The sequence below is a fragment of the Acinetobacter sp. 161(2023) genome, from assembly GCF_037027805.1.
In the GTDB taxonomy this organism is placed as follows: Bacteria; Pseudomonadota; Gammaproteobacteria; order Pseudomonadales; family Moraxellaceae; genus Acinetobacter.
Map to the genome: position 1 here is coordinate 166,448 of NZ_JAZEYD010000002.1, position 26,750 is coordinate 193,197.

Here is a 26,750-nt window from a genome sequence, read left to right on the forward strand (position 1 = left end):
GAAGTGTATTAATATGGAATTGTACACCTTTATGTAATTGCTCAGAATAAAACCTTTCTTAGTGAGAGCCTGTCGATGAACAGAACGGTGGCTTATGCCTATGCTGGTGTTGTATTAACAATGTTTTTTTGGGGATCAGCATTTAATGCAATGTCTTATATTATTCAACATATGCCTCCGCTATCTGCTGCATCTGAACGGTTTTCAATTGCAAGCCTAAGCTTACTTTTGATCTTTTCAATAACAGGCAAACTAAGGTGGGCAGCTTTAAGTCAGAATTTATTTATCTATCTTATTATTGGGGTTATCGCCATTGCGGGATTCAACATAGGTTGTTTTTATGGCTTACAGACTACATCTGCCGTAAATGGTGCTTTAATTATGGCAACTACACCATTGATGACCCTATTAATGACAATTGTTTTAGATGGTGAAAAACTTACCTCTAGTAAATTTTTAGGTGTTTTATTCGGTCTAAGTGGTGTGTTACTCGTCATTAGTCAGGGGCATATAACAACTTTACTTCACCTAAAAATAGACATTGGAGATCTATTTATATTATTAGGGGCTTTTGGATTTTGCTTAGCAAACGTTCTATCTCGCCGCTATGTAAAAAATGCCACGCCTTTAGAAACAACGACTTTTTCTATGATGTTCGGGGCAATAACACTTGGCGTGTTGAGTATGATATTTGAAGACCCTCTTACAGCCATCACTTCTGCGCCTGTAAATGCACATCTGGCCATGGGATATGTCGTTATTTGCTCAACAATGATTGCTTATTTATTCTGGTTCAATGGCATACAAAAGTTAGGAGCTGGCCGTGCTTCCGTCTTTTTTAACTTTGTCCCCGTGTTCAGTATGCTGATCGCTCTAGTTACTGGGCAATCTCTTAATGTGTGGCAATTGCTAGGAACAGCTTTAGTCATGCTGGGTGTAATGAGTAGCGGAGGTTTTTTAAAAATTAAAGCTACTCCGCTTATAGGCAAACATTGTACAAAATAGGAAATATGCTGCTACATTAAAAAACTTATATTTATCAAGTAGCAGCGCCATCCAACACAAAATAGACAAATTATTTATTTAATAAACTCTTTAATTTTATAACTTTTATTTTTTAAATATCTTTTTACATTTTTTATTATCTATCACAAAAGCTCATCTTAATTATCCCGTTGTAACAAATAACGTATGTTTCTTTAAAAATTAATAAAAGATTGCGATATATAGTTTTTAAACAACCAATGGAGATATTAAAAATGAAGCTGGATTTCACAACCATTGAAAAGCAAGCTAAATTGCTACAAGAAGAGCAAGAAAAAATAGAGCAACAAGATCATGACTTTCAGGTTGCTTTAGATAAACACAGAGAATCTTTAAAGAATTTATTTAAAGATCTTTTTTCTGACCATGATATTAAAACGGAAAATGGAGGTCATTTTTGTGTGAATTTTGGAAATTTCAAAATTTCCTTATTGATTGAAACTGCTAAATTTGAGAATGGTGTGCCTGTAAAATTAAATTCGGTAAATCCTGTTATTATTAAATTAAAAAAAGACAAACCAGTTGCAAAAGCACAATTTACCGACGCAACTCAATATTTAGATAATTATTCAGAAACTCCAAACTATCAGTATTATTATAAACAAGAAGATAAAACCCAACTTGTGCAATTCTCTGACCTTCCAACTTTTTTTCAAGCGATCTTAGACACTAATGTATAAAGTCTGGCCCTTAATAGAGGGCTTTTTTATATATTATTTTTTATCATTTAATCCTATTAAAAACAAAACCAGACTAATTTTATACTATTTATTAAACACTTAAACTGCTTTTAAGTTCTATTCACTCAAAAAATATTTGATTATTTTTTAAATAACTTGTATATACATGTTTATATTTGTTTGTACAAATATTGACTTAATAAAAATAGAGTGGACTCTTAAAGGACAAGGAGAGTGTAATGGACTCATCGGCTGAGAAACCAAATAGTAGTTTTATTGAAAACCGAAGCATTGATTTTATTCCAGAAAATGAAAGACATGGCGGAGTGTTTGCTCAATTTACTCTCTGGTTTGGTGCTAATTTACAAATTACGGCCATTGTGACGGGTGCGCTAGCAGTTGTACTAGGTGGTGATGTTTTTTGGTCGATTATTGGTTTATTTGTGGGGCAATGTTTTGGTGCTGCTGTCATGGCTCTACATGCTGCTCAAGGTCCAAAACTAGGCCTGCCCCAAATGATTTCAAGTCGTGTTCAGTTTGGAGTATATGGTGCGTGTATTCCAATCATACTCGTCTGCCTCATGTATCTTGGGTTTACCGCAACTGGTGAGGTGCTCGCAGGTAAAGCAATTGCACATCTCGCACATGTCAGCAATACAACTGGCATCTTAATTTACGCATGTTTAATTATTATATTCGCAACCATTGGATATCGTTTAATTCATTTGGTAGGCAAAGTAGCCAGTATTATTGGTTTGATTGCTTTTGTGATTATTCTAACTCAAATCTTAGCGCTTTCTGATTTCTCTGAACTCTTAGCAGTACGTCATTTCAGTTGGTCTTCATTTTTGTTAGCAGTTTCACTTTCTGCTTCTTGGCAAATCTCTTTCGGACCTTATGTTGCAGACTACTCTCGTTATCTTCCAACCAAAACATCTTCATCTCGTGTTTTTTGGGCCGTTGGCTTAGGCTCTTTATTGGGTTCACAAATTTCCATGACCTTAGGCGTTTTGATTGCTCAGGTTGCAAACGGGAATTTTGTTGGAAATGAAGTTCAATATGTTGTTGGTATGAATCCAGTTGCCCTAGTCGTGACCTTTTTATATTTTAGTATTGCTTTTGGCAAAGTTACTCTGACGACCCTAAATGCTTACGGTAGTTTTATGTGCGTTGCTACGATTTGGAATAGTTTTAAATCGACAAATCAAATTTCAAAAATAACAAGATTACTCATTGTCCTTGCTATGGTTGTAATTTCTACTTTCATTGCAATTATAGGCGAGCATACATTCTTAAGTGCTTTTAAAGCATTTATTTTGTTTTTACTTACCTTTTTTATTCCATGGAGTGCCATTAATCTTGTTGATTACTACTTTATCTCTAAAGAAGAATGTGATGTAGACGCGCTCTATGATCCAAATGGCAAATATGGCCGTTGGAATCGTATTGGTATTACCTGCTACTTTCTAGGTATTTTGATACAACTCCCATTTATTGATAGTAAATTCTATACAGGACAAATTGCTGCGATGTTAGGAGGAATCGATCTATCATGGCTGGTAGGACTGATCTCTACCGCAGTGATTTATTATATTTTCGCCAAAAAAGCTCAACTCAAGTTTTCAAAACAGTTAGTCATTGATCAAGTCAAATAATGAAACTAGATAAGCTATCAAAGTCATATACCTTGATAGCTTATTGATCTGATTTGGCGACTATTCTTGTAGTGCCTGAGTCTGTGTCGAAATAGGCAATCCAAATAACTTATCAAAGCTCCAATTAAATATAAAAGTATAAATAGGAATAATGATAATAAAGGCCACGTCTAACCCCAAAGCAGCAATTAGAGAAATATCCATCCACCATGCAATAAGAGGAATCAAAAATAAAACTAAGGTAAGCTGAAAACCAATTGCATGTCCCACTCTACGCTTAACTGTACGAATATTACTGCTTTGTCTAGCCTCCCACTTCTCATATAAAATATTGTAGATAAAATTCCAAGTTACAGCGATGGTCGTAATCATGACAGAGAGTGGCCCCGTATGTTCAACACTATCACCTGCCAAAATCGCTAACCCTACTGATGAAATGATCATTCCAATGACTTCATAAAAAGAAACATATACGATCCGACGCTTTACACCTTGCATAATCAACAAACTCTACTTAATTCTTTATATTTTAATTTCAGTTAAAATCATATATAAAGTTAATAGCTTTCAGTTTGACTGATATCAAAATGAATTTTAACAGTGAAAATATTGAACTCTTTATTACCGTATTAGATACGGGATCTTTCTCTGCGGCCGCTCGTAAACTAAATAGAGTACCTTCAGCCGTTAGTATGGCCATTGCCAATCTAGAGGCAGAATTGGGCTATACCTTATTTGAGCGTACTCCTCGCAAGGCCATTCCAACCGCTATAGCATTGGCTTTGGAACCTCAAGCGAGAATTATTTCTGAACAACTTAGGTTATTTAGCACTCATGCCCATGAGCTTTCTTTAGGACTTGAAACTACATTACGTATTGGCGTTGTCTCAGATGTAAATACCAAATTATTATTCTATTCAATAAAAAAATTAGCCGATAAATTCCCATTACTTAATATTGAGGTTATTACGGCCCCTCAAGATGACATCGTCAATTTACTTTATACGGAAGAAATTAGTCTTTGCTTAGCAGGTTCAGACCTAAATATAAAAATGCGTGAAAATCTGCAATTGGTAATGACTGAAACAGTAGTTGCCACGATCTCATCTAGTCATAGTCTTCTTCAAGAAAAAACAAAACCGTTTTCTATTGAAGAGTTAATCAATATTAGGCAAATTGTAGTAGCGAGTAGTGACCATGAAATGACAGATTCCCGTTCAATTATTGGTGCAATGTACTGGAAAACGAATAGTCTACAAACAGCAATTAATATGGTTGAAGCGGGACTCGGTTGGGGAAATTTCCCTTTATCATTAGTACAAGAAAAAATCGATCAAGGTCATTTAGTTCTTTTAGATTTTAAAAATACCAAAAATCACTTACCTCTATCCATTTACTTAATTTGGCTTCAAGACCGCCCCTTATCTAAAGCGGCTCGAGAGCTCATCCAAATTATTCAAGAAAATTTATAACTTTTTATGCCTTAATTCTGAGCACACATGATCTCTTTTTATAGTTTTATTTCTGGTTATATATACTTAAAAATTTAGCTTATTGTTCTGCCTTTTTCTCTCAATATTACAGAAAGCAAAAAGCCCACTTAAAAAGCAGGCTTCTTACTGTATTTCAGGACTAAGCAATAGTTTTTTATTTTTGAAAAATACATTTATACTTTATTAAAACCTAGCATTTTAGTCAAGAATAAAATCAATAAAATACAATCAATTGTACTTAGTGTGAAGACAATCACGTTTTAAGTTTTATATAGAAAATACAGTAGAAAAAGAAAGAAATTCCCATGATAAAAATTCCCAACTTTTCCACTAAAAAGCCCTACTTTTTAATCAAATGAGTTAAAGCGTTTGATTTTAAGATGAGCTCACTTTTATTCATTACTTTTCATTTTCATCTTTAAAGCTTTATTCATCATATATATTAGATTCATTATTTTTAAATACTTTGACTCTTTATATTTTATGTATAATTTTACGATCATATCTAGTCGTGCAAGAATTGAAGAAAATTCTTTCGTAGATCGTAAAATAAAATTAATCTCGTAAATATTATCATTTTTTATTCTTACTTTTATATTATTAATTAGGCACCCTATCTCTAATCATTTAGAAAAAGCTTATTTATATTAAATATATTTATTACAGCTTTAATAAATCCTAAAAAAACCAAATTAAGATGATATAAAATTAACTATTATAATAATTCATCAAATCTATAAATATAATTTTATGAAGCAATATTTTTTCTAAACATTTAATACAGATAAAATATTTCTTAAATTAAGTTTATTTAGAATAATCTCACCGTCCTTATTGAAATAATGTTTGATCAAAAATTTATAAATTGTACATAAAACACACATATATAATTATGCTTGTACTCTACTTGTCTGAGTAACCTTATCTAGCTTATATTTTTTAGTATTATTCAATTAACCTCCCACAGATTGGTTAAATTTCAAACAATACCTATTTTAAAAGAATTAATGATTTGAACCAGATAGACAATCAAATCTATATCACTATAAACTTCTGACTGGAATAAGTTCTAATTGATCGATAAATAACTAAGTTCACTTTACTCATGAAGTACTCATACGCTAGAATCACTATCGCTTGTAATATTTAACCAAAATAACACAATATTTTTTGAGTCTAGCATGGGCCTAATTTAGAAAATGACTTGTGTTTGATTAAAAAATTGATTAGTATTGCACGCACTGAAAGGCCTTGAGATTAAAAGCTTTTCTTGCTTATAGGGCCTATAGCTCAGTTGGTTAGAGCAGCGGACTCATAATCCGTTGGTCCCGTGTTCAAGTCACGGTGGGCCCACCAAATTCGAACCCCATAAACTAAAAAGTTTATGGGGTTTTTTAATAGTTATCTAAACAGAATTCGTTTTACCGTTATAAAAAATATTCAAAATTTAATTATCAAATTTTAAAATATATTTTTATTTCTAAATTTTTTAAAATATATTTTCTTCTTGTGCGGAATATTTCTATTCCATCAATTAGGCTAAGATTTGTTTCCGCATAGGTTCCAAATGCTCTAATTGAGCATCCCAGAACTTTTCCCATAAATCACAATACTCTAAGCATATCTTTTCAATATAGTTATAATCCTCTTCTGTACAAGCTTGCATCAAGACATACCATAAATCTTCTTCATGATCATCATCTGAGGCTTCGGCACTTTCATCCTCAGAAATGCCGTGCACATGATAATAGCCACCACCCTCAACCTCCACACCTACGGCTTTAGTCGCTTTACGTAAAGGTGGGCTATAAAGAATGACCTCTTCTTCTGCGACTGCTAATAAAGCTGAAACAGCTTTATAGTTATCATAAGAGTTTTCTAAAAACACTCTCACTTGATCTGCAATTTCACTCGGGTGATAAGTCAGACGATCTTCTTCTGTAATACCGAAATCATTTAATACGTCTTCAAATAAAGGATAGTGAGCATATTCGGGATTTCCCTGATAGTAACCATCTTTGTCTAAACCTGGTCGAAATCCAAACTCATCAAAAATATTTAGGCTCAAAAGAAAGCGCGGAAATATTTTCGCGCCAGCATACAATCTTGGCTCTAATTGTTTAGTCTGAAATTGAGCCATGAGCAGTGCATCTGTAAAAGTTTGCACAATTGCATGACGATATTCTAAGTGAATTTTTTTTAAATTTTCCTTGTTAATTTGTCCGCTATTTAAAATATCAATTGCTGGATGACGTGAGACAGCATGTTTAGCAATTTTCGCTCTTAATTGAGTTAAAAAGTCTGAATTTTTCTCCCATAGTTCAGCTGGAATGCTTTGCTTCATCCCTGCGAGTGCTTTCTTTCTAGGATTATTAAAATTCTCAAATTTCTTAGGCATATCCACTCTCATTAAACTTATTGAAGCCTGATCATTTTTACATATTTTTTTATAAAACAATGACTTAAATTAATATTTAAATATGTTTCCTTTTCAATCAATATTAGAATTAAAATCATACGAAATCAAATAGAAAATTAAAAAAACTTCAGTTAATGATAATCATTATCGCAATATAAACTTGAATCTAGTGCCTTTTTTTATTATGATCATTGATATTAAAATTTTAATTTTTTAGATTAAGTTATAATTAGTTCTAACTATATGGAATAGTAATGTCAAAAAAAGAAGATATTATAAATACTGCTTTAAATTTATTTAATCAGATTGGCTATAATGCAACTGGTGTTGACCGTATTATTGCTGAATCTAATGTTGCAAAGATGACCTTTTATAAATATTTTCCTTCAAAAGAAAATTTAATTATGGAATGTTTGCAACATCGAAATTTAAATATTCAAAATTCAATTAACGAACAGTTAAATTTACGTCAAGATGCCAGCCCATTGGAGAAAATCCACATTATTTTTAATTGGTATATTGAATGGATCAATAGTGAAACATTTAATGGATGCTTATTTAAAAAAGCATTTATTGAAGTATCTAAACAATATACTTCAATTCGGGAACCCTTTTACGAATATACGAAGTGGTTGACTCACTTATTACAAGAACAGCTTACTCAATTAGGCATAGAAAACCCTACTCCACTTACTCACATCATTATTTCTATTATTGATGGAATGATTATTGATGGAACAACAGATAAAAAGCTCATTAACGCTGAAAAAATTTGGCAATATATTGAATTTTTAATTAATGAAGAGATACCTCAATCGGTCTCTTAATTTTAAAATTATCTAAGTTTAAAAGAAAAATAAAAAAGAACTTTTTAAATCTTCTATAGCTTAGATAATCTTCATTTTTGGTGCTCTACGTTAGCTTTCATAATTTTTCTAGGCTTTTTTACAATCTCATATTAGAATCCTGAAAATTTATCACCTTGCCCTGATCTATGAAAAAATTTCTAGCTAACTCTATCTTTAAAGCTGCTGGTTGGACCTATAATGTAGATCCAGAAATTCTTGAGAAAAAACAAGTTATTATTGGCTTTGAACATACCTCAAATCTAGATGCAGTGCTCTCTATTGCTCTCTTCCAAATTTTAGACATTAAAATTCATACTTTAATAAAAAAAGAAATTTTTAAGGGTCCTCTTAAACCAGTTTTAGAAAAACTTGGTGGCATTCCAGTTGACCGCAAAGCGAGTAAAGATATTGTTTCTCAAATGGTTGAACAATTTCAAACTCATGAAACTTTTAACTTGGTGATTGCTCCTGAAGCTACTCGTGCGAAAGATGGTGCTGAACGTAAACCTATCCGTACAGGTTTTTGGCATATTGCGAAAGCAGCGAATGTACCTATTGTACTCATGTACGCTAACGCACGAAGTAAACAAGGCGGGATTCTAGGCAAAATTTATCCAACAGACTTACAAAAAGATTTGGAAACGATTAAAGAGTTATATGCGCAATTTGACATAGACGTCAAAATTAACTAAATCAAATTGGATTTGATTCGGCCTAATCTCATTCATTAGGCCTTAAGCTTATTATTCTGATTCAATTGGCTAACAAAACGCAGGGCAACAGTTTTCAACAAAACCAAGCCTATGCTAATATTCCAGCACTTTTGCATTTTCTTTTTTTGGAGTTCACGTCCATGGCGGGTCATTCTAAATGGGCCAATATTAAGCATCGTAAAGCGAAACAAGATGCAAGTCGCGGTAAAGTTTTTACTAAATATATTCGTGAAATTGTGACTGCTGCCAGACTTGGTGGTGGAGATGCTGCTAGTAACCCTCGTCTGCGTGCAGTAGTTGAAAAAGCTCTTTCAGTTAATATGACACGTGACACCATCAACCGTGCAATCCAACGTGGTGCCGGTGGTGAAGATAATGATGATTTAAAAGAAGTAACTTACGAAGGTTATGGTGTTGGCGGTGTTGCTGTTCTTGTTGAAACAATGACAGATAACTTGAACCGTACAGTACCAGATGTACGTCACTGTTTTAGTAAAACAAATGGTAACCTAGGAACTGCCGGTTCTGTCGCTTATCTATTTACTAAACGTGGTGAGATTACTTTTGAAGATGTTTCTTTAGAAGACAAAATCATGGAAGTTGCTTTAGAAGCTGGCGCTGAAGATATTGAAATTTCTGAAGATGAAATTTTAGTAATTACGTCACCAGAAACTTTTGGTGAAGTTCAAGATGCTCTTACTGCTGCTGGTTTAAAATCTGACAATGCAGAAGTAGTTATGAGTCCATCAACCAAAGCTGAAATTACTGATGTCGACCAAGCAAAACAAATTCTAAAAATGATTGATATGTTTGAAGATCTTGATGATGTACAAAACGTTTATACCAACGTTGAGTTCACAGATGAAGTTTTGGCTCAACTTGATGCCTAAATCAAAAATTTGAATTGAAAAAACGCACCAAATGGTGCGTTTTTTTATAGTTTATTGAGTAAGTTATAGCAGTTAAAAACATTATATTTTTTAATAACAAAGCTGGAATGCAATGCAACAACATTGTCAATTTTTCCAATACGTCTTAATAAAATTTCACTGTAGTCATCCATGTTGCGTGCTACAAGTTCCAAAATAAAATCGGCACTTTGTCCTGTCACTAGAAATGCATTGGTTACTTCTGGAATTGCTTCTATTTCAGAAAGAAACTTATCAAATGTTTCAGTGTCATGCTTACTCAATGAAACTTGCAATAAGATGTGTAGAGTAAATCCAAGTTTACTAAAATTAATTTCCCTTTTGAGCTGTCCCATAACGTTGGCTTCAATCAGGTGCTTAATCCGGCGATGCACAGAACTGACTGACAGATTGATCCGTTCTGAAAGTTCATTCAAATTTAAGTCTTCATGAGACAAAATTTCTAGAATTTGTTTATCAAAACGATCTAACTCCATTGTTATCTCCAACCAGAATTTTACAGTGAGGATAGTATACCCTATACAACTCACCTGCATTAAAAATACAAAGGTTTAAAAATAGCTAAAACATTTAATTCTTTTACACATTTTATTGCAGACGTGCATTTTAACCGTGCAAAGAGTTGAACATATGGCGCATTTTAGAGAGTAACCTTCATGCTCTTATTTAATTTTTTCAATATAAGATCTTAGCAACATCATTATTTAAACATAAGATAATGATAATCATAAAAATTTTACTATTTTTATAAATTCTTAAAGTTGGCATTATTATTGTTATGTATTTGCAGGAAAATTTTTATCCATGTCGGGGAGTTCCTGTGAATAAGATCAAAACACTAGTGCTAGCAATGAGTTCTTTAGGCGTAATTAGCGTGACGATGCCTGTGCATGCCGCTACAGATGCTGAAGTTAACGCCTTACGTGATGAAGTAAAGGAGTTAAAACAACTTGTTCAGAAACTATCTGATCAACAAAAAACCGCTTTATTGGTCAGTGCTCCAGCTGTGCCTCCTGTAACACCTGCTGCGTCGACCTCTCCTGTATCAAAACCAGGTTGGATGGCAATGGCAGATGGGCAAACCCAAGTTAAGCTTTATGGTAGTGTCCGCGCAGATGCAACCTATGACTTTAAAGGTTCAAATGGTAGCATTTCAAATGGCGCTAACTATCCATTAAATAAAGATGATCCAAAACAAGACTCACTAAATGTATCTGCTGCAACCTCAAGAATTGGTCTAGACATTACTCGGCCTACCCAATACGGAGATTTAAACGGTAAAATTGAAGCCGATTTTATGGGTGGAAATGGCGATAATGGCAATGGGACCTTCCGTGTTCGTCATGCTTATATGTCTTTAGGAAAATGGTTAGCTGGTCAAACTACTTCACCTTTTGTAAACACAGATACATCACCAGAAACAGTAGATTTTAATGGGGCTATTGGTACAGGTACTACGCGTACAGTACAGGTTAGGTACACTCAGCCAATTAATGCACAACAGAAAATATTAGTTGCCTTAGAGGGTGGTGATGTTGAAAAAGCTGGTAATGCTGCCGGTGGAAGCCGCTTTCCTGCTTTAACAGCCCGATATGATTTCAAAACTACAGATAATAAAGGCCTATTACAGTTACATGGTCTTGCCCATGAAAACCGCGTAGCTCCAAAAGATAGTACTTCTGAAGAAAAATTTGGTTGGGGTGTGGGCATTGGTGGTAAATATGATTTAACTCCTCAAGATAGCTTAGTTGCTAATTACTATCATGTTAAAGGAGATGGCCGCTATTTACTTTATAGCAACTCAGCTTATGCCTATGACACCACAACTCAGGATATTAATTTAGGGGAATTTGATAGTGCTGTTATTGGCTATCAACGGAAATGGAGCCCTATCCTCCGCTCTACTTTTGCAATAGGTGGTATTCAATATAAAGATGATAGCGTCTATGCAAATAGCAATTTAACCAGCACCAGCTATAACAAAGAAATTTATAATGCCTTGGTCAATTTAATCTGGAATCCGGTTAAAAATATCGATTTAGGTGCAGAATATACTTACGGCCAACGAGAAACTTTCGCAGGCGATAAAGGTGATTACTCTCGCGTCAATTTATTAGCAAAATATAGTTTCTAAAAATTAGACGTAAAAAAAAGAGCCTTTTAAAAGGCTCTTTTTTATTAATGCATAGCTTGAATTTTTTCTAAGAAGAGCTTCGCGCGCTCGTGGCGAGCATCTAAATTATCAAAGAATTCATGCGTTGGGCAGTCTTCTAAAATCTTACCTTCATCCATAAAAATTAGACGGTTAGATACTCTTTTAGCAAAACCCATTTCATGTGTAACACACATCATGGTCATACCTTCATGTGCAAGCTGAACCATTACTTCAAGTACTTCCCCGACCATTTCTGGATCAAGTGCAGAAGTTGGTTCATCAAACAACATACAGATTGGGTCCATGGACAAGCCACGAGCAATCGCTACACGTTGCTGTTGACCACCAGACAATTGGCCCGGAAACTTATCTTTATGCGCAAGCAAACCTACACGCTCTAAATATTTCAGACCTTTTTCACGCGCATCGGCAACTGAACGCTTTAACACTTTAACTTGAGCAATGGTTAGATTTTCCAAAACAGTCATGTGCGGGAAAAGTTCAAAATGCTGGAACACCATTCCCACTCGTGAACGGAATTTAGCAAGATCCGTTTTTGGGTCTTTCAGAGAAACTCCATCAACAATAATATCGCCTTGTTGAAATGGTTCTAACGCATTTACTGTTTTAATGAGTGTTGATTTTCCTGAACCAGACGGTCCGCAAACAACAACGACATCACCTTTTTCAATACTCGTCGTGCAATCTGTTAAAACCTGAAAATCACCATACCATTTAGAGATATGTTGGATGTCTATCATTGGCATTTAAAATCTCCAATTAGCGAATGATGGCAATTTTTTGCTGTAAGCGTTTGACTAATTGCGATAGCACAAACGAACTACAGAAGTAAACTACAGCGACGATTAAATAGAATGTTGCTTTCGTTTCAGGGCCATATGTATTAGCCAATGTATCTGCACGACCTAAAAAGTCTGGTGCACTAATCACATAAACTAATGAGATATCCTGAAATAAAATAATGGTTTGAGTTAACAATACTGGGAGCATGTTACGAAAGGCTTGAGGTAAAACCACGTAGCGCATTGATTGACCATAGGTAAAACCTAGCGCATAACCTGCATTAACCTGACCTCTTGAAATAGACTGAATTCCGGAACGTACAATTTCCGAGAAAAATGCAGCCTCAAAAATAGCAAAAGTCACCACACTCGAAAACAACGGTCCCCAATATGTGTCGGATTGAAACTCGAATATTTTTGGCAACAAAAAGTAGAAAATAAAGATGACCTGAATCAATGGAATACCACGAAACAGATCGACATAAAATTTTGCGAAATTACTTGCGATGGCATTACTCGATAAGCGCATCATTGCCAATGGGGTTCCGATCAGGATACCGCCCAGCATCGCCAATACAGTCACAGAAAGAGTAAAAACAAAACCTTCTTTGAGTGCCGCGATCACGTCAGGATTGTGTAATAAAGAAAAATCCATAATTACTTCCCTCCTGAACCTAAGCCAGGTACAGCCATTCGTTTCTCAATCCATGCCATGATAAATTTAATGCTATACGTAATAATTAAATAAACGGGTGTAGAGAGAATAAGAATAATGATGTCCTGAGAAGTTTCTTCGCGCATGGTTTTTGTATAAGCGAAGAAGTTCAAAACGCTCAAAGCATATAAAACAGCTGAGTTTTTGAAAACGTTCATTGCTTCAGAAGTAATCGTTGGCCATACGGTACGATATGCAACTGGTAAAATGACATAACGATAGCTTTGCGCAGTGGTAAAACCTACTGCAGAAGCAGCAAATTTTTGTCCTGTTGAAACGGTATTGATTCCGGCACGTATGTGCTCAGATACACGCGCAGCAGTGTAGAGGCCTAATGCAAAAACACCAATAACCGCAGGTTGATGATTTAAAATATTTTTCCACCACCCACCTGCAACCACATCCCCACTACCTGCACTTAAGCTGTCCGGTAAGAATTCCGGAAAAACAAATGCCCAAAAGAATAGTTGCACAATAAGTGGAATATTACGGAAGATTTCAACGTAACAATTGCCAATAAATGCGAGAGGTTTGTTAGGTAATGTACGAATTACCCCTAGGAGAGAACCTAATAAAAATGCGATAAGAAAGGCTACAACAGCTGTCCAAACCATAGTAAAGACGCCAGAACCTAACATTTGTAACCATGTGGGCGCTTCAGCATGAGCATTGTAGCTTGAGCTACCAATTACTCTACAAACTGATTCTGCCCATGCGGCTTTATCGACACCATATTCATTAGACTCCGCACAGAATATAGTCCAGTTTAGCGAGCCGACTGACATGTTTGCCCCTTAAATGAATATCTTTAGGAAAATAGACCGCTTAAGCAAGTGAGTTTCACTTGCTTAAGTAAAGTTAGGACAAAAAGATCTCGTTAGATCCCTACATCTGTTGGATGAGCTTTTAATTTCTTATAAGATGAACTTTGTGGCATGTTCAAATTTGTATTTTTTGGCGGGATTGGCGATAAGAACCACTTCTTATATAAAGCGTCCATTTGACCAGTTTTCCATAGATTATTTACAGTACGATCAGCAATTGCTTTAAATTTTGTATCACCTTTAGCAAGCATAATGCCATAAGGCTCTGATGAAAGAACTGGACCAACAATTGCAAAAGCTTTAGGTGTAGAAGACTTGGCAACTAAGCCAGCTAAAATATTATCATCCATGACAAATGCAGCAGCGCGGCCTGATGCCATCATTGCAAAAGAGTCAGAGTGATCTTTACCATAGATATTTTGGATTTTAAGGGCTTGGCCTTTCTCATTCATCTTGATGTATTTATCAGATGTTGTACCTTGAGTTGTTACAACAGCCTTGCCGTTTAAATCTGCCAAACTCTTAATGCCAGAGTTCGCTTTAACTGCCATACGCACTTCTGTCGCATAGTAGTTTGTTGAGAAACCAACTTGTTCCTGACGTTGTTTAGAGTTTGTGGTCGTACCGCATTCCATATCGATATTGCCTGCTAAAAGTTCAGGAATACGCGTTGATGAAGTCACTGCCTTGTATTCAACTTTTAAACCAGGCATTTTCAATTCTTTTTTAATGTCATTTGCAAACTGGTTACAGATATCAACTGCATAACCTACTGGTTTACCTCCAACAACATATGAAATTGGGTCAGAAGATTCTCGGTGGCCAATGACGATTTTTCCGGTACTTTTAATTTTGGCTAATGTATCTGCTGCCTGAATTTGAGAAGTAGCACCAACCGTACAAAGCATAAATGTTGAAATAATGAGAGAGGTTGCAGAACGTTTCATAAAAACTCCTTGAGGATCATTCTCTCTACTTATCTATAGAATCATTCATATAGAGCAATAGAGTGATTTATTATTAAATTGCAATTATCGAGCCAACTTTTCTAAGTAGGACACATCCATTTGCTTCACTTATTTTATTCAATCTGTTTTGCAGAGTTAATACCTTTAAAACTGCTAACATGTTTCTACTTTAATCTAAGTTTTAATCTTCTGTCTATTATTAAGCTCATCTATTTACACTTAAATGTGGCAATTATTGATTACAATGTAAACGCATGCACAATAAAGTGGCTTAACTTCAGCTAAAAACTGTTTTTAGAAAAATTGTATTTTCGTAGAAATTTATAAAAATTAAAATTATTAAAGATTTAGCTAAACATTAAATTTATATTGTAAAAATAACTTAAACATCAAAATAATATTTACAAATGCTTTAATCAAAATCATTTAGAAAATTGATAGTAATATTTAGATAAATCAGTGAACTTAGAAATATTACAAAAATGCCCTGAGAAAATCAGGGCATTTTATAAAGTTTAAATTCCTCGCCAGTCTACGCGCGCGTTTCTTTCAGTTTGATATATTCTTAAAACATATTGGCCTAGAGGTAAATCAAGCAAATATTTTTGATAGTTGCCCCACTCCTCAGAAACATCTTCTGCTTCTTCACGCTCCCAAGGTGTGCCTTTCACCTCTAATAGTGGCGCAAGCATCGAACAGACAGAAATATCAGCAAGACTTAATCGGTCTCCCACCATATAGCGCGCTTGATTTTCTATTAAATAGTGGTTTAATTCATTTATGAGTTCGTCCATTTTCTCTTTGGACTGGCCCACTAACTCCTCTTCAAGTTTATAGTTCTTCTTTACGAGTGTTTTGAGAAAAGGTTTCGATATTTTTTCAAACTGACGCAAATAGCCTTGTTCGCCCATCATAATTTCTAAAGCATGATCCCCTTGGGCTAAATTATGTGCTAATGCCCAACGGCGCACATGTATCCCAAGATCATCAGCCAAACTATCGATTTTAAGTGTTTGTTGCCTAAGTTGCTCGTCACGACGTAAAAGCACATGTTCTGGATAGGTATCGTCCAGATAAAGTGCAATTTTGGTTGATTCAGCGATCCATTGATGGCCATCTTTCAAAATCGGCAGTAAATTTTGCCCTGTTTTAAGCTGTGCGAAAGCACGATGAAACCCAGGAATCAAGTTATGAGCCACATAATCAAGTTCTTTATGGTCTAACAACCAGCGAGCTTTTTCACAATAATGGGACAAAGGAAACTGATACAAAACCCGCATAAAATCTCCACGTTTATTTTTATTTGACTATTTGTACAAAAATGGTCGATGGTAAGTAGATACTTTAAAAGCTATTTTTACTTAAAACAATGGATATTGTGCTCATTTTTTGCTGACAGTTAGGTCTATCTTTTTATATCTTTTTTTACCGTACTTATTGCTCTTTTTCATATTAAAACGGGTTTTGTTATTATTTTTTTGCATTAAAAATATAACCAATTGATTAATATTAACTTTATATATCTTTATTTATCCTTTAAACATCAAAAAAAATGCTTTGCACTTTATTTCATAAGCTGAGCATAAGTCCTCGTTTAGTGGAAAAATATTTCTTTTGTAAGGTAATGACAGCAATACAAGGTGTCATTATGTCTAATTCTCTATCTAAAACGACGGCATACGTCCAAATCATTCAAAATGATCAACAAGCCATTAATGCTGCTTATCAAGTGGCTGATTATGCTTTAGAGGGTCGTAATACACGTGATCAACAACGCTTATTACCGCATGAGCAAATTGAAAGCTTTAGCCAAAAAGGCTTAGGCGGAATTCGAATTGCGAAAAAATATGGCGGAGCTTTTGTTTCCAATAAAACTTTAGCGCACGTTTTCCGTATTTTAAGTAAAGGTGATGCGAATGTTGGTCAGATTCCACAAAATCAGATTAGCCTTTTAAACCTGATCGAAATTATGGGCACAGAACAACAAAAACAATTTATCTTTTCAGAAATATTAGCAGGTAAGCGTCTTGCTAACGGTGGTCCAGAACGTAATACACATGACTCAAAAACACTAAAAACCACACTTGCCATTGAAAATGGCAAATATATTTTAAACGGCGAAAAGTTTTATTCGACAGGAACAAGTTTTGCACATTGGCTTGCAATTAAATCGATTCACCCTGAAGGTCACGTCGTTTTAGTGATTGTTAATCGAGATGCTCAAGGTATTGAAGTCATTAATGACTGGAATGGGTTTGGTCAGCGTACTACAGCGAGTGGTACAGTTAAATTAAATAATGTCGAAGTTAATCCTGAACTTATTTTTGATGAACGTTTATTGACGCAAGCTCCAACCTATCGCGGTGCTTATTCTCAGTTATTACAAGTAGCCATTGATGTGGGGATTGCAGAAGCCGCTTTTGACGATACTTTATCGACTATTCATAAAGCACGTCCAATTATTGATGCAAATGTTGAAAAAGCCAGCTTTGAACATTACACCCTGCAAGAAGTAGGTAAGTTAAATATTTTGCTCGACGCTGCAATTTTACTGCTTGATGAAGCTGCTGAATATTTAGATGAACTTGATCAACTGCAAAATGTAACTGATGAACAGACTGCAAAAGCTTCAATTTTGGTGGCAGAAGCAAAAGTCTATGCCAATGATGCAGCTCTACAAATTTCTGAAAAACTACTAGAGCTGGGTGGTAGCCGTTCAAGTTTAAGCCAACACAATTTAGATCAACATTGGCGAAATGCCCGTGTACATACATTACACGACCCTGTTCGCTGGAAATTACATGCCATTGGCAATTATTACCTTAATGGTCATTTCCCTGCCCGCCATGCCTGGATTTAAGGAGAAATTGTCATGACTTCATATCAATCGGTTCAAACAAAACAAACATCAGCATCTGGCCAAGCACACATTATTCAAAATGATGCTGAAGCTTTAGAAATTGCCAAAGAATTTGCTGAGCAATTTAAGAAAACCGCAGTAGAACGAGACTCTAAACGAATTTTACCGTATACCGAAATTGATGCTTTAAGCCAATCAGGTCTTTGGGCAATTACAGTGCCAAAGCAATATGGCGGTGCCGAAGTTTCAAGCCATACCGTTGCTAAGGTAATTGCGCTTTTAAGTGGTGCAGATGGTTCAATCGGACAAATTCCACAAAACCATTTTTATGCTCTAGAAGTATTGCGCAATACAGGCACAGAAGCTCAAAAACAACGTTTATATAGTGAAGTGCTAAATGGTACTCGCTTTGGTAATGCACTTGCTGAGTTTAAAACCAAGACTTCAACCCATAAACAAACCAATATCCGTCCTCACGAAAATGGATATCTGATTCAGGGTGAAAAGTTTTACTGCACAGGAAGTTTATTTGCGCACCGTATTCCAACATTAGTTTTAGACGATGCAGGTCGAGAATATCTAGCATTTGTAAAAAGTGGTTCACAAGGATTAAAACTTGTTGATGACTGGTCTGGTTTTGGACAAAAAACCACAGGCAGCGGCACAGTTAAATTTGATCAGGTTTTTGTCGATGCAGATGATGTTATTCCTTTTGATAGTGCATTTTTACAACCAACCTTAGTGGGCCCTTTTGCCCAAATTATGCATGCATCGATTGAGGTAGGCATTGCACGAGCAGCCTTTGAAGAAAGCTTGCAAAGAGTACATCAAGCTCGCCCATGGATTGATTCGCAAGTTGCAACGGCAAACCAAGATCCTCTAACCATTTATGAGTTAGGACGCATTGCTGTAGATGTTCGGGCAAGTGAAGTCCTATTAAAACAAGCGGCTCAATCAATTGATGCCGCAAAAATTGAAACCACACCTGAAAATCTTGCTAAAGCTTCAATTGATGTTGCCAAAGTACGTGCTCATAGTAGCGATACAGCATTAAAAGCATCGTCTAAGCTGATTGAACTTGCAGGTAGCCGTGGTAGCCAGTCACAAGATGGCCTAGACCGTTTCTGGCGCAATGCGCGCGTACATACGTTGCATGATGCGGCACGATGGAAATATTACTTTATTGGGAACTATGTTCTTAACGGTGTTCTACCACCTCGTCGGGGGACATTGTAATGACAGACTTCAAAGCGAAAGAAATTTTACTCAATGCTTTTGATATGAACTGTGTTGGGCATATCAATCATGGTTTATGGACACATCCACGTGATGAGTCACACCGTTTTAATGAACTGAGTTATTGGACAGAACAAGCCAAAACCTTAGAAAGTGGCCTATTTGATGGTTTGTTTATTGCCGATATTACAGGTGTGTATGACGTCTATCAAAATGGTATTGATCTGACTTTAAAAGAGTCCATTCAACTTCCGAGCCACGACCCTTCCACACTCATTTCAGCTATGGCAGCAGTCACGCAAAACTTGAGTTTTGGAGTCACTGTTAACTTAAGCTATGAGCATCCGTATCAGTTTGCTCGTCGCTTTGCGAGTCTTGATCATTTAACTCAAGGTCGTATTGGCTGGAATATCGTTACGGGTTATCTAGATAGTGCTGAACGCCTGATTGGTCAAAAAGGTTTAAAAGATCACGATGCACGTTATGAACAAGCCGAAGAGTTTTTAGAACTTTGCTATAAATATTGGGAAGGTTCATGGGAAAACGACGCAGTCAAAAAAGACAAAGTCCAACGTGTTTTTACAGACCCATCTAAAGTTCACACTATCCACCATCACGGCAAATATTACCAAAGTGAAGGTGTGTTTCAGGTGTCTCCTTCTGTGCAACGCACCCCGACACTGTTTCAAGCAGGTGCTTCACCAAAAGGCATGCAGTTTGCGACTCGTCATGCTGAATGTGTATTTATTGGCGGAGACAAACCCGAAAAAATACGCGAACAAGTGAAAAAAATTCGTGCTCTTGCCGAACAGCAAGGCCGTGCAGCGAATGACATTAAAGTCTTTGTTGGCATAACTGTTGTTGTTGCTGAAACACATGATCTCGCTGTACAAAAACTTAATGAATATCGTCAGTATGCAAGTCCTGAAGCTGGCCTCGCGCATTATGCGAGTTCAACTGGCATCGACTTAAGTAAATTTGCCGACGATGAAGCGATTCCTTACCAGAAAAGTAACAGTATTGTTTCGATTACCGAAAAATTTAAAGAGCAACAAATCACGAAAAATGACTTAAAAGCTCAGCATGTTTTAGGTGGTCGTTATCCGCTCATCGTGGGTAGTGGCGAAGAAGTTGCTGAATACTTAATTCATCTTTTAGATGAGACAGATATTGATGGCTTTAATTTGACCCGTACTGTTGCACCCGAGTCTCACCACGACTTTATTCGCTTGGTCATTCCTGAGCTGCAACAACGTGGTCGCTATAAAACTGCATATAAAACGGGTTCACTGCGGAACAAAATCTTTAATCGGGGTGATCAATTACCAAAACAACACCCTGTTCAAGCGTTCCGATGTAGTCCCTATAACAACAGCAAAAACTTAACAAAAATTGAAGAAATAACTGCCTAAATTTGGAGATAGACATGGCTCAAACAGCCTCTAAAAAATGGCTGGGCGTAGGCTTAGTCGTTGTAGTCCTTTTTGTTGCTTTATTCTTTTGGAATAAACACCGTCAAAGTGGCTCAAATGAACTTGTAATTGGCATTAGTCCACCATTTGCAAAAACGTTACAAGCTGCTGCCGATGAAGCAAAGCTACAGGGTTTAAATGTGAAACTGGTTGAATTTTCTGACTGGAATACACCAAACATTACTTTAAATCATGGGGATATTGATGCGAACTTTTTCCAGCATCAACCGTTCTTAGACAATGCAATTAAAGAAACTGGGTTTAAATTAAAAGCATTTGCTGTAGGTGCAGCATCACATGTGGGACTTTATTCAAAGAAATATAAAAGCCTTGATGAATTGCCACAAAACGCACGTGTAGTCATTCCAAATGATCCAGTGAATCAAGGTCGTGCCCTACTACTTTTACAACAAGCTAAATTAATTACGCTTAAAGACTCAAACAACCATTTATCTGCACTTAAAGATGTTGTTTCAAACCCTAAAAATTTGCAATTCATCGAAGTTGAAGGACCACAAACTGCTCGTGCAATTGATGATGTTGACTTGGCTTTTGGCTACCCACATTACTTGCGCTTAGCAAAAACAGCTGACCCTGATAGTGCTCTTTTACTTGATGACAATACCAATAAACGTTATGCAATTTTGTTTGTAGTACGTGACGACTATCAGGACAAGGGCGACAAATTAAAGAAATTTGTTGAGATTTATCAAAATTCGCCAAAAGTTAAAGCTGTGTTAGATGCTGAGATTGGTCCAAAACTTTGGTTCCCTGGCTGGAAGTAATAACGGAAAGATTATGGCGATTCAGTTCAAACAGCATAAGCCTTGGTTACTCGGAATTACGATTTTAATCGTAGTTCTGGGACTCATCGGTTACCGTTATATTAAAAATAAAAAAGCCGATGATGTTTTAACGATTGGCATTAGCCCACCTTATGCTGAGTTATTACAAAGCGTTGCCAATGAAGTAGAAAAGCAAGGCGTTCATGTCAAACTCGTTGAATTTTCTGACTGGCGAGCACCAAATGTTGCCGTACAAAACGGCGATATTGATGCAAACTTCTTCCAGCAAAGCGTATTTCTACGTAATGCTGTTAAAGAAACGGGCTATGACTTACATGCATTTGCCGTGGGTTCAGGAAGTCACGTCGGTTTATATTCAAAAAAATATAAATCACTTAAAGACTTACCTTCAAATGCACGTGTTGCTATTCCAAACGATTCCGTCAATTTAGCTCGTGCCTTAATTTTGCTACATCGCGCTGGCTTAATTCAGCTGAAAGACATTAATAATGAACTTTCAACCACTCAAGACATTATTGCTAATCCTAAACAGCTGAGCTTTGTTGAAGTTGAAGGCCCGCAGACAGCACATGCATATAACGATGTCGATTTAATTTTCGGCTTCCCCCACTACTTAAAAATGGCAAAGGTAACCGACCCGCATAGCGCATTATTTTTAGATCCAATTGATAAAAAATATGCAATTTTGTTTGTAACCCGTCGCGATTACCAAGATAAAAACCAAAAACTTGCAACCTTTGTTAAAGCATTCCAGAACTCAAAACAAGCACAAGATATTCTGGATAAAGACTTTGGCCAAGGTATGTGGTTTCAAGGCTGGAAATAAGGAGAATGACAATGGTGAGTTTTGGATCACAAGTTGATTTTTCTCTACCTCATATCAAAATTCGTGGTTTAAATAAGTTTTACCAATCGCAGGGTCAAAAACTGCATGCTTTAAAAGAGATTAACCTTGATATTCCGCAAGGTAAGATTTTAGGCATTATTGGTAAAAGTGGTGCGGGAAAATCTTCCCTACTCCGCACTTTAAATGGCTTAGAGCAAGTAAATACAGGCAGTATTCATATTCATCAACAAAACATTGCTGAATTGAGTCATGCCGAGCTTATTCAAACTCGCCAACGAATTGGAATGATTTTTCAACATTTCAATTTGATGTCTGCAAAAACAGTCTGGGAAAATGTGGCATTGCCCTTAAAAGTTTCCAATTACAACAAAGCAGATATCGATCAACGTGTAAATGAAGTTCTGGCACTCGTAGGTCTTGCAGATAAGTCTGGTCATTATCCATCACAACTTTCAGGCGGACAAAAGCAACGTGTCGGTATTGCACGTGCACTTGTTCACCACCCTGAAATTTTACTGTGTGATGAAGCAACCTCTGCACTTGATCCAGAAAGTACCGCTACTATTTTGGCTTTACTTAAAAAGATTAATCAGGAACTTGGTCTAACGATTGTACTCATCACTCACGAAATGCAGGTCATTCGAGAAATTTGTGATCAAGTCGTTGTGATTGACCAAGGTGAAATTGTAGAGGCTGGGCAAGTCTGGTCTGTATTTTCACGACCAGAGCAACAAATTACTCAAGAATTGTTAAATCTTGAACAGATCAGTTTACCTTTCACAATTAGCCCTCTACCCGATGAAAATTCAACTCATATTATTGTAAAACTTAAATATGAGGCTGAAGCTCATCAGGTTCCTGATATTCAAGAACTACTGGCTAGATTTAAAGCACCCGTCAATTTATATCAAAGTCAGGTCGATACGATTCAAGGACATATTATTGGCTCACTTTTAGTCGGTATTCCTAATGTAGAAATTGATATTTCATTCATCCGACAAGACGCATTAACAGCAATTGCACAATTTGAGGTACTTGGCTATGCACGACCAGCTCATTGATCTATTAATTAGTGGAACTGTAGATACCTTACTCATGGTAGGTGCATCTGCATTTATTGCTTTTTTAATTGGCTTACCTATTGCTGTTGTTTTAGTCAGCACTTCTGAGCACGGCATTCACCCATCGCAAAAGATTAATCAGGCTTTGGGTTGGGTCATTAATATTACTCGTTCTGTGCCCTTTCTGATTTTAATGGTTGCACTTATTCCGCTTACTCGCTGGATTGTGGGTACGAGTTATGGCGTTTGGGCAGCCGTTGTTCCATTGACGATTGCGGCAATTCCCTTCTTTGCGCGTATTGCAGAAGTCAGCTTACGCGAAGTCGATCAAGGCTTAATTGAAGCTGCACAAGCCATGGGTTGTAACCGTAAACAAATTATTTGGCATGTGCTTTTACCAGAGGCTTTGCCGGGTATTGTGGCAGGCTTTACCGTGACTATTGTGACTATGATTAACTCCTCTGCGATTGCTGGTGCTATTGGTGCAGGTGGCCTAGGAGACATTGCTTATCGTTATGGTTATCAACGTTTTGATATGCAAATTATGTTGGCTGTAATTTTTGTGCTCATTGTTTTAGTCATGTTAGTACAAGCCACAGGTGATGCATTAGCCCAGCAACTTGATAAACGTAAAGTTTAAACTCAACAGAACCCTGCTCTAGCCATGACTTTGTCATGGCTTTCATGTAAAATCAGCGACAATTTTTAATTTACACATTTGTGAGTGGTTTTCATGGGTTTTAATTGCGGTATTGTTGGTCTGCCAAACGTAGGGAAATCTACCCTTTTCAATGCATTAACGAAAGCAGCAATTGCAGCGGAAAACTTCCCTTTCTGTACCATTGAACCAAACACAGGTATTGTTCCTGTACCAGATCCACGTTTAGACAAACTTGCTGCGATTGTTAAACCACAGCGTATTTTGCCAACTACAATGGAATTTGTGGACATTGCAGGTCTTGTTGCTGGTGCATCAAAAGGTGAAGGCTTGGGTAACCAATTCCTTGCTAACATCCGTGAAACTGATGCTATTGCACATGTTGTACGTTGTTTCGAAGATGAAAACGTGATTCACGTAAATGGTAAAATTGATCCATTAGACGACATCGCAACTATTAATACTGAACTTGCACTTGCCGATCTTGAAACTGTAGCTAAAGCAATTTTACGTTTAACTAAAGTTGCTAAAGGCGGAGATAAAGAAGCTGTAGCAACTAAAGCAGTTTTAGAAAAAATCCAACCTTTACTTGACGAAGGTAAACCAGCTCGTGCGGCTGATTTGTCTGATGACGAACGTAAATTAGTTCGTGGTTTTGGTTTAATGACTTTAAAACCAACCATGTATATTGCAAACGTTGCTGAAGATGGTTTTGAAAATAACCCGCATTTAGATGCAGTAAAAAAACTAGCGGCGGAAGAAAACGCAATTGTTGTCCCTCTTTGCAACCAGATCGAAGCTGAAATTTCATTATTAGAAGATGAAGATCGTGCTGAGTTCCTAGAAGCAATGGGCATGGAAGAACCAGGCTTAAATGTGGTTATTCGTGCAGGTTATGCACTTTTAGGTTTACAAACTTATTTCACTGCTGGTGTACAAGAAGTACGTGCATGGACTGTAAAAGTTGGTGCTACCGCTCCTCAAGCAGCTGGTGTTATTCACACTGACTTCGAAAAAGGCTTTATCCGTGCTGAAGTTGTTGCATATGATGACTTCGTACAATACAACGGTGAAAACGGCGCTAAAGAAGCTGGTAAATGGCGTTTAGAAGGTAAAACTTACATCGTTCAAGATGGCGATGTAATGCACTTCCGTTTTAACGTTTAAGTTAAAGCTTAAAAAAAGCCCCATCATATTGGGGCTTTTTTATATTTATAAGGAATGATTCAAATCCATCATCTCTCGTTTACTACGTGCTTCTTTCAAAATTCGCTCATGCAATGGTTTTCTAAAACCCAGCATAAATATAAATTCTGCCAATACAAATAACGGCCCTATCGCAAGTCCTATTACATCATCAACAAAAGCTGGTTTTTTCTTTTCGAAATAATGCCCAACAAACTGAAAGACCCACCCCACCACAAAGAAGCCAATACTTGCTGCTAACCATTTTCCCCAAGATAATTGGGCAATTTGGCTCGCCAGTGGATAGACAGAGACTAAAAGAATCAGCATGAGTAAACCAAATACTTTATCCAAAATAAAATAATAGATCGTACTAGCTGCAATCAACAGAATAGCTAAAGTCAATTTAAAACTGCCAATATCGATTCCTGCTCTCGCAGTTAAACATAGAATTGAAAAAACGATGAGCGGAATACCAATAAAATGCGTCAAAATATTTTTATGATTTAAGTGATAAGCCGCATATTTGCTAAGCTGTTGCTCCAGATTTGACATGAGTTGTTCCCTATTCATCTACATATAGTCATACTGTACAAATAAGGAAAACTTAAAGTTGTCAGCTATTTGACAAAGTAATGATTTTTTTCATGGATGGCCCAAATATTGGACATTATTTATATTAACCGATTAAAAGAAAACACATGGTTTAGTGTGCTTCCAGAAGCATTCCAAAACTTTATTTTAGAGCATGGTAAGCAAAGAACCTTTGAAAAAAACAGCTATGTTTTCCGTGCCCAAGATATATTTGATGGCATTTATACTGTGCTTGAAGGCTCAATTAGTTTGGGCTATGTCGATGTAAATGGTAATGAAGCACTTTCTGCAATTGCTGAGCCAATTATGTGGTTTGGTGAAATATCCCTGATTGATCATGAACCGCGCTCACACGATGCGATTGCTTTGAAAAAAAGTACCGTTCTGCATATTCCTGCAAAACCATTAAATGAGCTACTCAAAGACAATCCATATTATTGGTACTACTTTGCTCGTTTAACCAGCCAAAAACTCAGGTACGTTTTCTTAGAACAGATTGCTATCCAAACACGCAGTATTTCTCAAAGGCTTGCTCAGCGTCTTTTATTCATTTTGGAGGGTTATGGCAATCATCTTATTATTCAAGATCATCACATTCATATTTCTCAAGAGCAATTAGCGAATATGTTAACTACCTCAAGACAGACCATTAACCATGAATTGAACTTGTTAGAAAAACAACATATTATTAAAATTGCATTTAGAAAAATTGAAATTTTAGATATCGAAAAATTAAATTTAATTGCAAAATCGAACACTTAAAGGTGCTATATAATAAAAACTTA

At 36.2% G+C, this 26,750-nt stretch carries 26 protein-coding genes and 1 tRNA gene; 18 read left to right on the forward strand and 9 right to left on the reverse strand.

Annotated features, from left to right (window positions below; all coding sequences use genetic code 11):
- Positions 1 to 75 precede the first annotated feature (75 nt).
- From WA249_RS02520 to WA249_RS02530, 3 genes are all read left to right on the forward strand, one after another.
- Positions 76 to 1,005 (forward strand): DMT family transporter, encoded by a 930-nt coding sequence (locus WA249_RS02520; RefSeq protein ID WP_336166329.1) that lies wholly within the window; start codon positions 76 to 78, stop codon positions 1,003 to 1,005.
- A 254-nt stretch (positions 1,006 to 1,259) separates the two neighbouring features.
- Entirely contained in the window at positions 1,260 to 1,724 is a 465-nt protein-coding gene (locus WA249_RS02525) for a hypothetical protein (protein WP_336166330.1), read from the forward strand.
- Between the two features lie 239 nt (positions 1,725 to 1,963).
- Entirely contained in the window at positions 1,964 to 3,379 is a 1,416-nt protein-coding gene (locus WA249_RS02530; protein ID WP_336166332.1) for a purine-cytosine permease family protein, read from the forward strand.
- A 60-nt stretch (positions 3,380 to 3,439) separates the two neighbouring features.
- On the opposite strand, the gene WA249_RS02535 is transcribed toward WA249_RS02530, so the two are convergent.
- Positions 3,440 to 3,877 (reverse strand): PACE efflux transporter, encoded by a 438-nt coding sequence (locus WA249_RS02535; RefSeq protein ID WP_336166334.1) that lies wholly within the window; start codon positions 3,875 to 3,877, stop codon positions 3,440 to 3,442.
- 89 nt (positions 3,878 to 3,966) lie between these two features.
- Between WA249_RS02535 and WA249_RS02540 the strand changes: the two genes are divergently transcribed.
- Positions 3,967 to 4,851 carry a LysR family transcriptional regulator gene (locus tag WA249_RS02540; protein ID WP_336166336.1) on the forward strand — a complete coding sequence of 295 codons (885 nt, stop codon included), beginning with the start codon at positions 3,967 to 3,969 and terminating at the stop codon, positions 4,849 to 4,851.
- Between the two features lie 1,300 nt (positions 4,852 to 6,151).
- Positions 6,152 to 6,228: transfer RNA gene (locus WA249_RS02545), tRNA-Ile, on the forward strand.
- A 178-nt stretch (positions 6,229 to 6,406) separates the two neighbouring features.
- On the opposite strand, the gene WA249_RS02550 is transcribed toward WA249_RS02545, so the two are convergent.
- Positions 6,407 to 7,270 carry a hypothetical protein gene (locus WA249_RS02550; RefSeq protein WP_336166337.1) on the reverse strand — a complete coding sequence of 288 codons (864 nt, stop codon included), beginning with the start codon at positions 7,268 to 7,270 and terminating at the stop codon, positions 6,407 to 6,409.
- Positions 7,271 to 7,545: 275 nt separating this feature from the next.
- Between WA249_RS02550 and WA249_RS02555 the strand changes: the two genes are divergently transcribed.
- The 3 genes from WA249_RS02555 (at position 7,546) to WA249_RS02565 (ending at position 9,742) form a co-directional block, all read left to right on the forward strand.
- Positions 7,546 to 8,118 (forward strand): TetR/AcrR family transcriptional regulator, encoded by a 573-nt coding sequence (locus tag WA249_RS02555; protein WP_336166338.1) that lies wholly within the window; start codon positions 7,546 to 7,548, stop codon positions 8,116 to 8,118.
- 167 nt (positions 8,119 to 8,285) lie between these two features.
- Positions 8,286 to 8,831: a 1-acyl-sn-glycerol-3-phosphate acyltransferase gene (locus WA249_RS02560; RefSeq protein WP_336166340.1), complete on the forward strand. Its 546-nt coding sequence runs from the start codon at positions 8,286 to 8,288 to the stop codon at positions 8,829 to 8,831.
- A 161-nt stretch (positions 8,832 to 8,992) separates the two neighbouring features.
- Complete coding sequence (locus tag WA249_RS02565) at positions 8,993 to 9,742, forward strand: YebC/PmpR family DNA-binding transcriptional regulator (RefSeq protein ID WP_003651352.1); 750 nt, start codon at positions 8,993 to 8,995, stop codon at positions 9,740 to 9,742.
- A 44-nt stretch (positions 9,743 to 9,786) separates the two neighbouring features.
- On the opposite strand, the gene WA249_RS02570 is transcribed toward WA249_RS02565, so the two are convergent.
- Positions 9,787 to 10,257: an Lrp/AsnC family transcriptional regulator gene (locus WA249_RS02570; RefSeq protein ID WP_004642558.1), complete on the reverse strand. Its 471-nt coding sequence runs from the start codon at positions 10,255 to 10,257 to the stop codon at positions 9,787 to 9,789.
- A 344-nt stretch (positions 10,258 to 10,601) separates the two neighbouring features.
- On the opposite strand from WA249_RS02570, the gene WA249_RS02575 reads away from it, so the two are divergent.
- Positions 10,602 to 11,915 (forward strand): DcaP family trimeric outer membrane transporter, encoded by a 1,314-nt coding sequence (locus tag WA249_RS02575; protein ID WP_336166342.1) that lies wholly within the window; start codon positions 10,602 to 10,604, stop codon positions 11,913 to 11,915.
- Between the two features lie 44 nt (positions 11,916 to 11,959).
- On the opposite strand, the gene WA249_RS02580 is transcribed toward WA249_RS02575, so the two are convergent.
- The 5 genes from WA249_RS02580 to WA249_RS02600 all read right to left on the reverse strand — a co-directional run bounded on the left by WA249_RS02580 (position 11,960) and on the right by WA249_RS02600 (position 16,526).
- A complete protein-coding gene (locus WA249_RS02580; RefSeq protein WP_004792844.1) occupies positions 11,960 to 12,703 on the reverse strand; it encodes an amino acid ABC transporter ATP-binding protein in 744 nt (247 codons plus the stop codon).
- A gap of 13 nt (positions 12,704 to 12,716) precedes the next feature.
- Positions 12,717 to 13,394, reverse strand: a complete 678-nt coding sequence (locus tag WA249_RS02585) for an amino acid ABC transporter permease (protein WP_336166345.1) — start codon at positions 13,392 to 13,394, stop codon at positions 12,717 to 12,719.
- A 2-nt stretch (positions 13,395 to 13,396) separates the two neighbouring features.
- Entirely contained in the window at positions 13,397 to 14,239 is an 843-nt protein-coding gene (locus WA249_RS02590) for an amino acid ABC transporter permease (protein WP_336166347.1), read from the reverse strand.
- Positions 14,240 to 14,331: 92 nt separating this feature from the next.
- Positions 14,332 to 15,225 carry an amino acid ABC transporter substrate-binding protein gene (locus WA249_RS02595; RefSeq protein ID WP_336166349.1) on the reverse strand — a complete coding sequence of 298 codons (894 nt, stop codon included), beginning with the start codon at positions 15,223 to 15,225 and terminating at the stop codon, positions 14,332 to 14,334.
- 536 nt (positions 15,226 to 15,761) lie between these two features.
- Positions 15,762 to 16,526: a glutathione S-transferase family protein gene (locus tag WA249_RS02600; RefSeq protein WP_336166351.1), complete on the reverse strand. Its 765-nt coding sequence runs from the start codon at positions 16,524 to 16,526 to the stop codon at positions 15,762 to 15,764.
- A gap of 344 nt (positions 16,527 to 16,870) precedes the next feature.
- Here WA249_RS02600 and WA249_RS02605 point away from each other — a divergent pair, with 344 nt between their 5' ends.
- The 8 genes from WA249_RS02605 (at position 16,871) to ychF (ending at position 25,353) form a co-directional block, all read left to right on the forward strand.
- Positions 16,871 to 18,106 (forward strand): SfnB family sulfur acquisition oxidoreductase, encoded by a 1,236-nt coding sequence (locus tag WA249_RS02605; protein WP_336166353.1) that lies wholly within the window; start codon positions 16,871 to 16,873, stop codon positions 18,104 to 18,106.
- A 12-nt stretch (positions 18,107 to 18,118) separates the two neighbouring features.
- On the forward strand, positions 18,119 to 19,342 hold the full coding sequence (locus WA249_RS02610) for an SfnB family sulfur acquisition oxidoreductase (protein ID WP_336166355.1): 1,224 nt from the start codon (positions 18,119 to 18,121) through the stop codon (positions 19,340 to 19,342).
- Positions 19,342 to 20,754, forward strand: coding sequence for an LLM class flavin-dependent oxidoreductase (locus tag WA249_RS02615; protein ID WP_336166357.1), 1,413 nt, complete (start codon positions 19,342 to 19,344; stop codon positions 20,752 to 20,754). Before WA249_RS02610 ends, WA249_RS02615 begins: the two co-directional genes overlap by 1 nt.
- A 14-nt stretch (positions 20,755 to 20,768) precedes the next feature.
- The gene (locus WA249_RS02620; protein WP_336166359.1) at positions 20,769 to 21,599 is read left to right on the forward strand and encodes a MetQ/NlpA family ABC transporter substrate-binding protein; all 831 of its coding nucleotides are present in this window, start codon (positions 20,769 to 20,771) and stop codon (positions 21,597 to 21,599) included.
- A gap of 13 nt (positions 21,600 to 21,612) precedes the next feature.
- Positions 21,613 to 22,446, forward strand: a complete 834-nt coding sequence (locus WA249_RS02625) for a MetQ/NlpA family ABC transporter substrate-binding protein (protein ID WP_336166361.1) — start codon at positions 21,613 to 21,615, stop codon at positions 22,444 to 22,446.
- Between the two features lie 5 nt (positions 22,447 to 22,451).
- Complete coding sequence (locus WA249_RS02630; RefSeq protein WP_336166363.1) at positions 22,452 to 23,528, forward strand: methionine ABC transporter ATP-binding protein; 1,077 nt, start codon at positions 22,452 to 22,454, stop codon at positions 23,526 to 23,528.
- Positions 23,509 to 24,168: a methionine ABC transporter permease gene (locus tag WA249_RS02635; protein ID WP_005304519.1), complete on the forward strand. Its 660-nt coding sequence runs from the start codon at positions 23,509 to 23,511 to the stop codon at positions 24,166 to 24,168. Before WA249_RS02630 ends, WA249_RS02635 begins: the two co-directional genes overlap by 20 nt.
- A 93-nt stretch (positions 24,169 to 24,261) precedes the next feature.
- Complete coding sequence (gene ychF, locus WA249_RS02640; protein WP_017390507.1) at positions 24,262 to 25,353, forward strand: redox-regulated ATPase YchF; 1,092 nt, start codon at positions 24,262 to 24,264, stop codon at positions 25,351 to 25,353.
- Between the two features lie 45 nt (positions 25,354 to 25,398).
- Here the strand turns inward: ychF and WA249_RS02645 are convergent, their stop codons facing one another.
- Positions 25,399 to 25,926 (reverse strand): Mpo1 family 2-hydroxy fatty acid dioxygenase, encoded by a 528-nt coding sequence (locus tag WA249_RS02645; protein WP_336166366.1) that lies wholly within the window; start codon positions 25,924 to 25,926, stop codon positions 25,399 to 25,401.
- Between the two features lie 96 nt (positions 25,927 to 26,022).
- Between WA249_RS02645 and WA249_RS02650 the strand changes: the two genes are divergently transcribed.
- Positions 26,023 to 26,727: a Crp/Fnr family transcriptional regulator gene (locus WA249_RS02650; protein WP_336166367.1), complete on the forward strand. Its 705-nt coding sequence runs from the start codon at positions 26,023 to 26,025 to the stop codon at positions 26,725 to 26,727.
- Positions 26,728 to 26,750 lie beyond the last annotated feature (23 nt).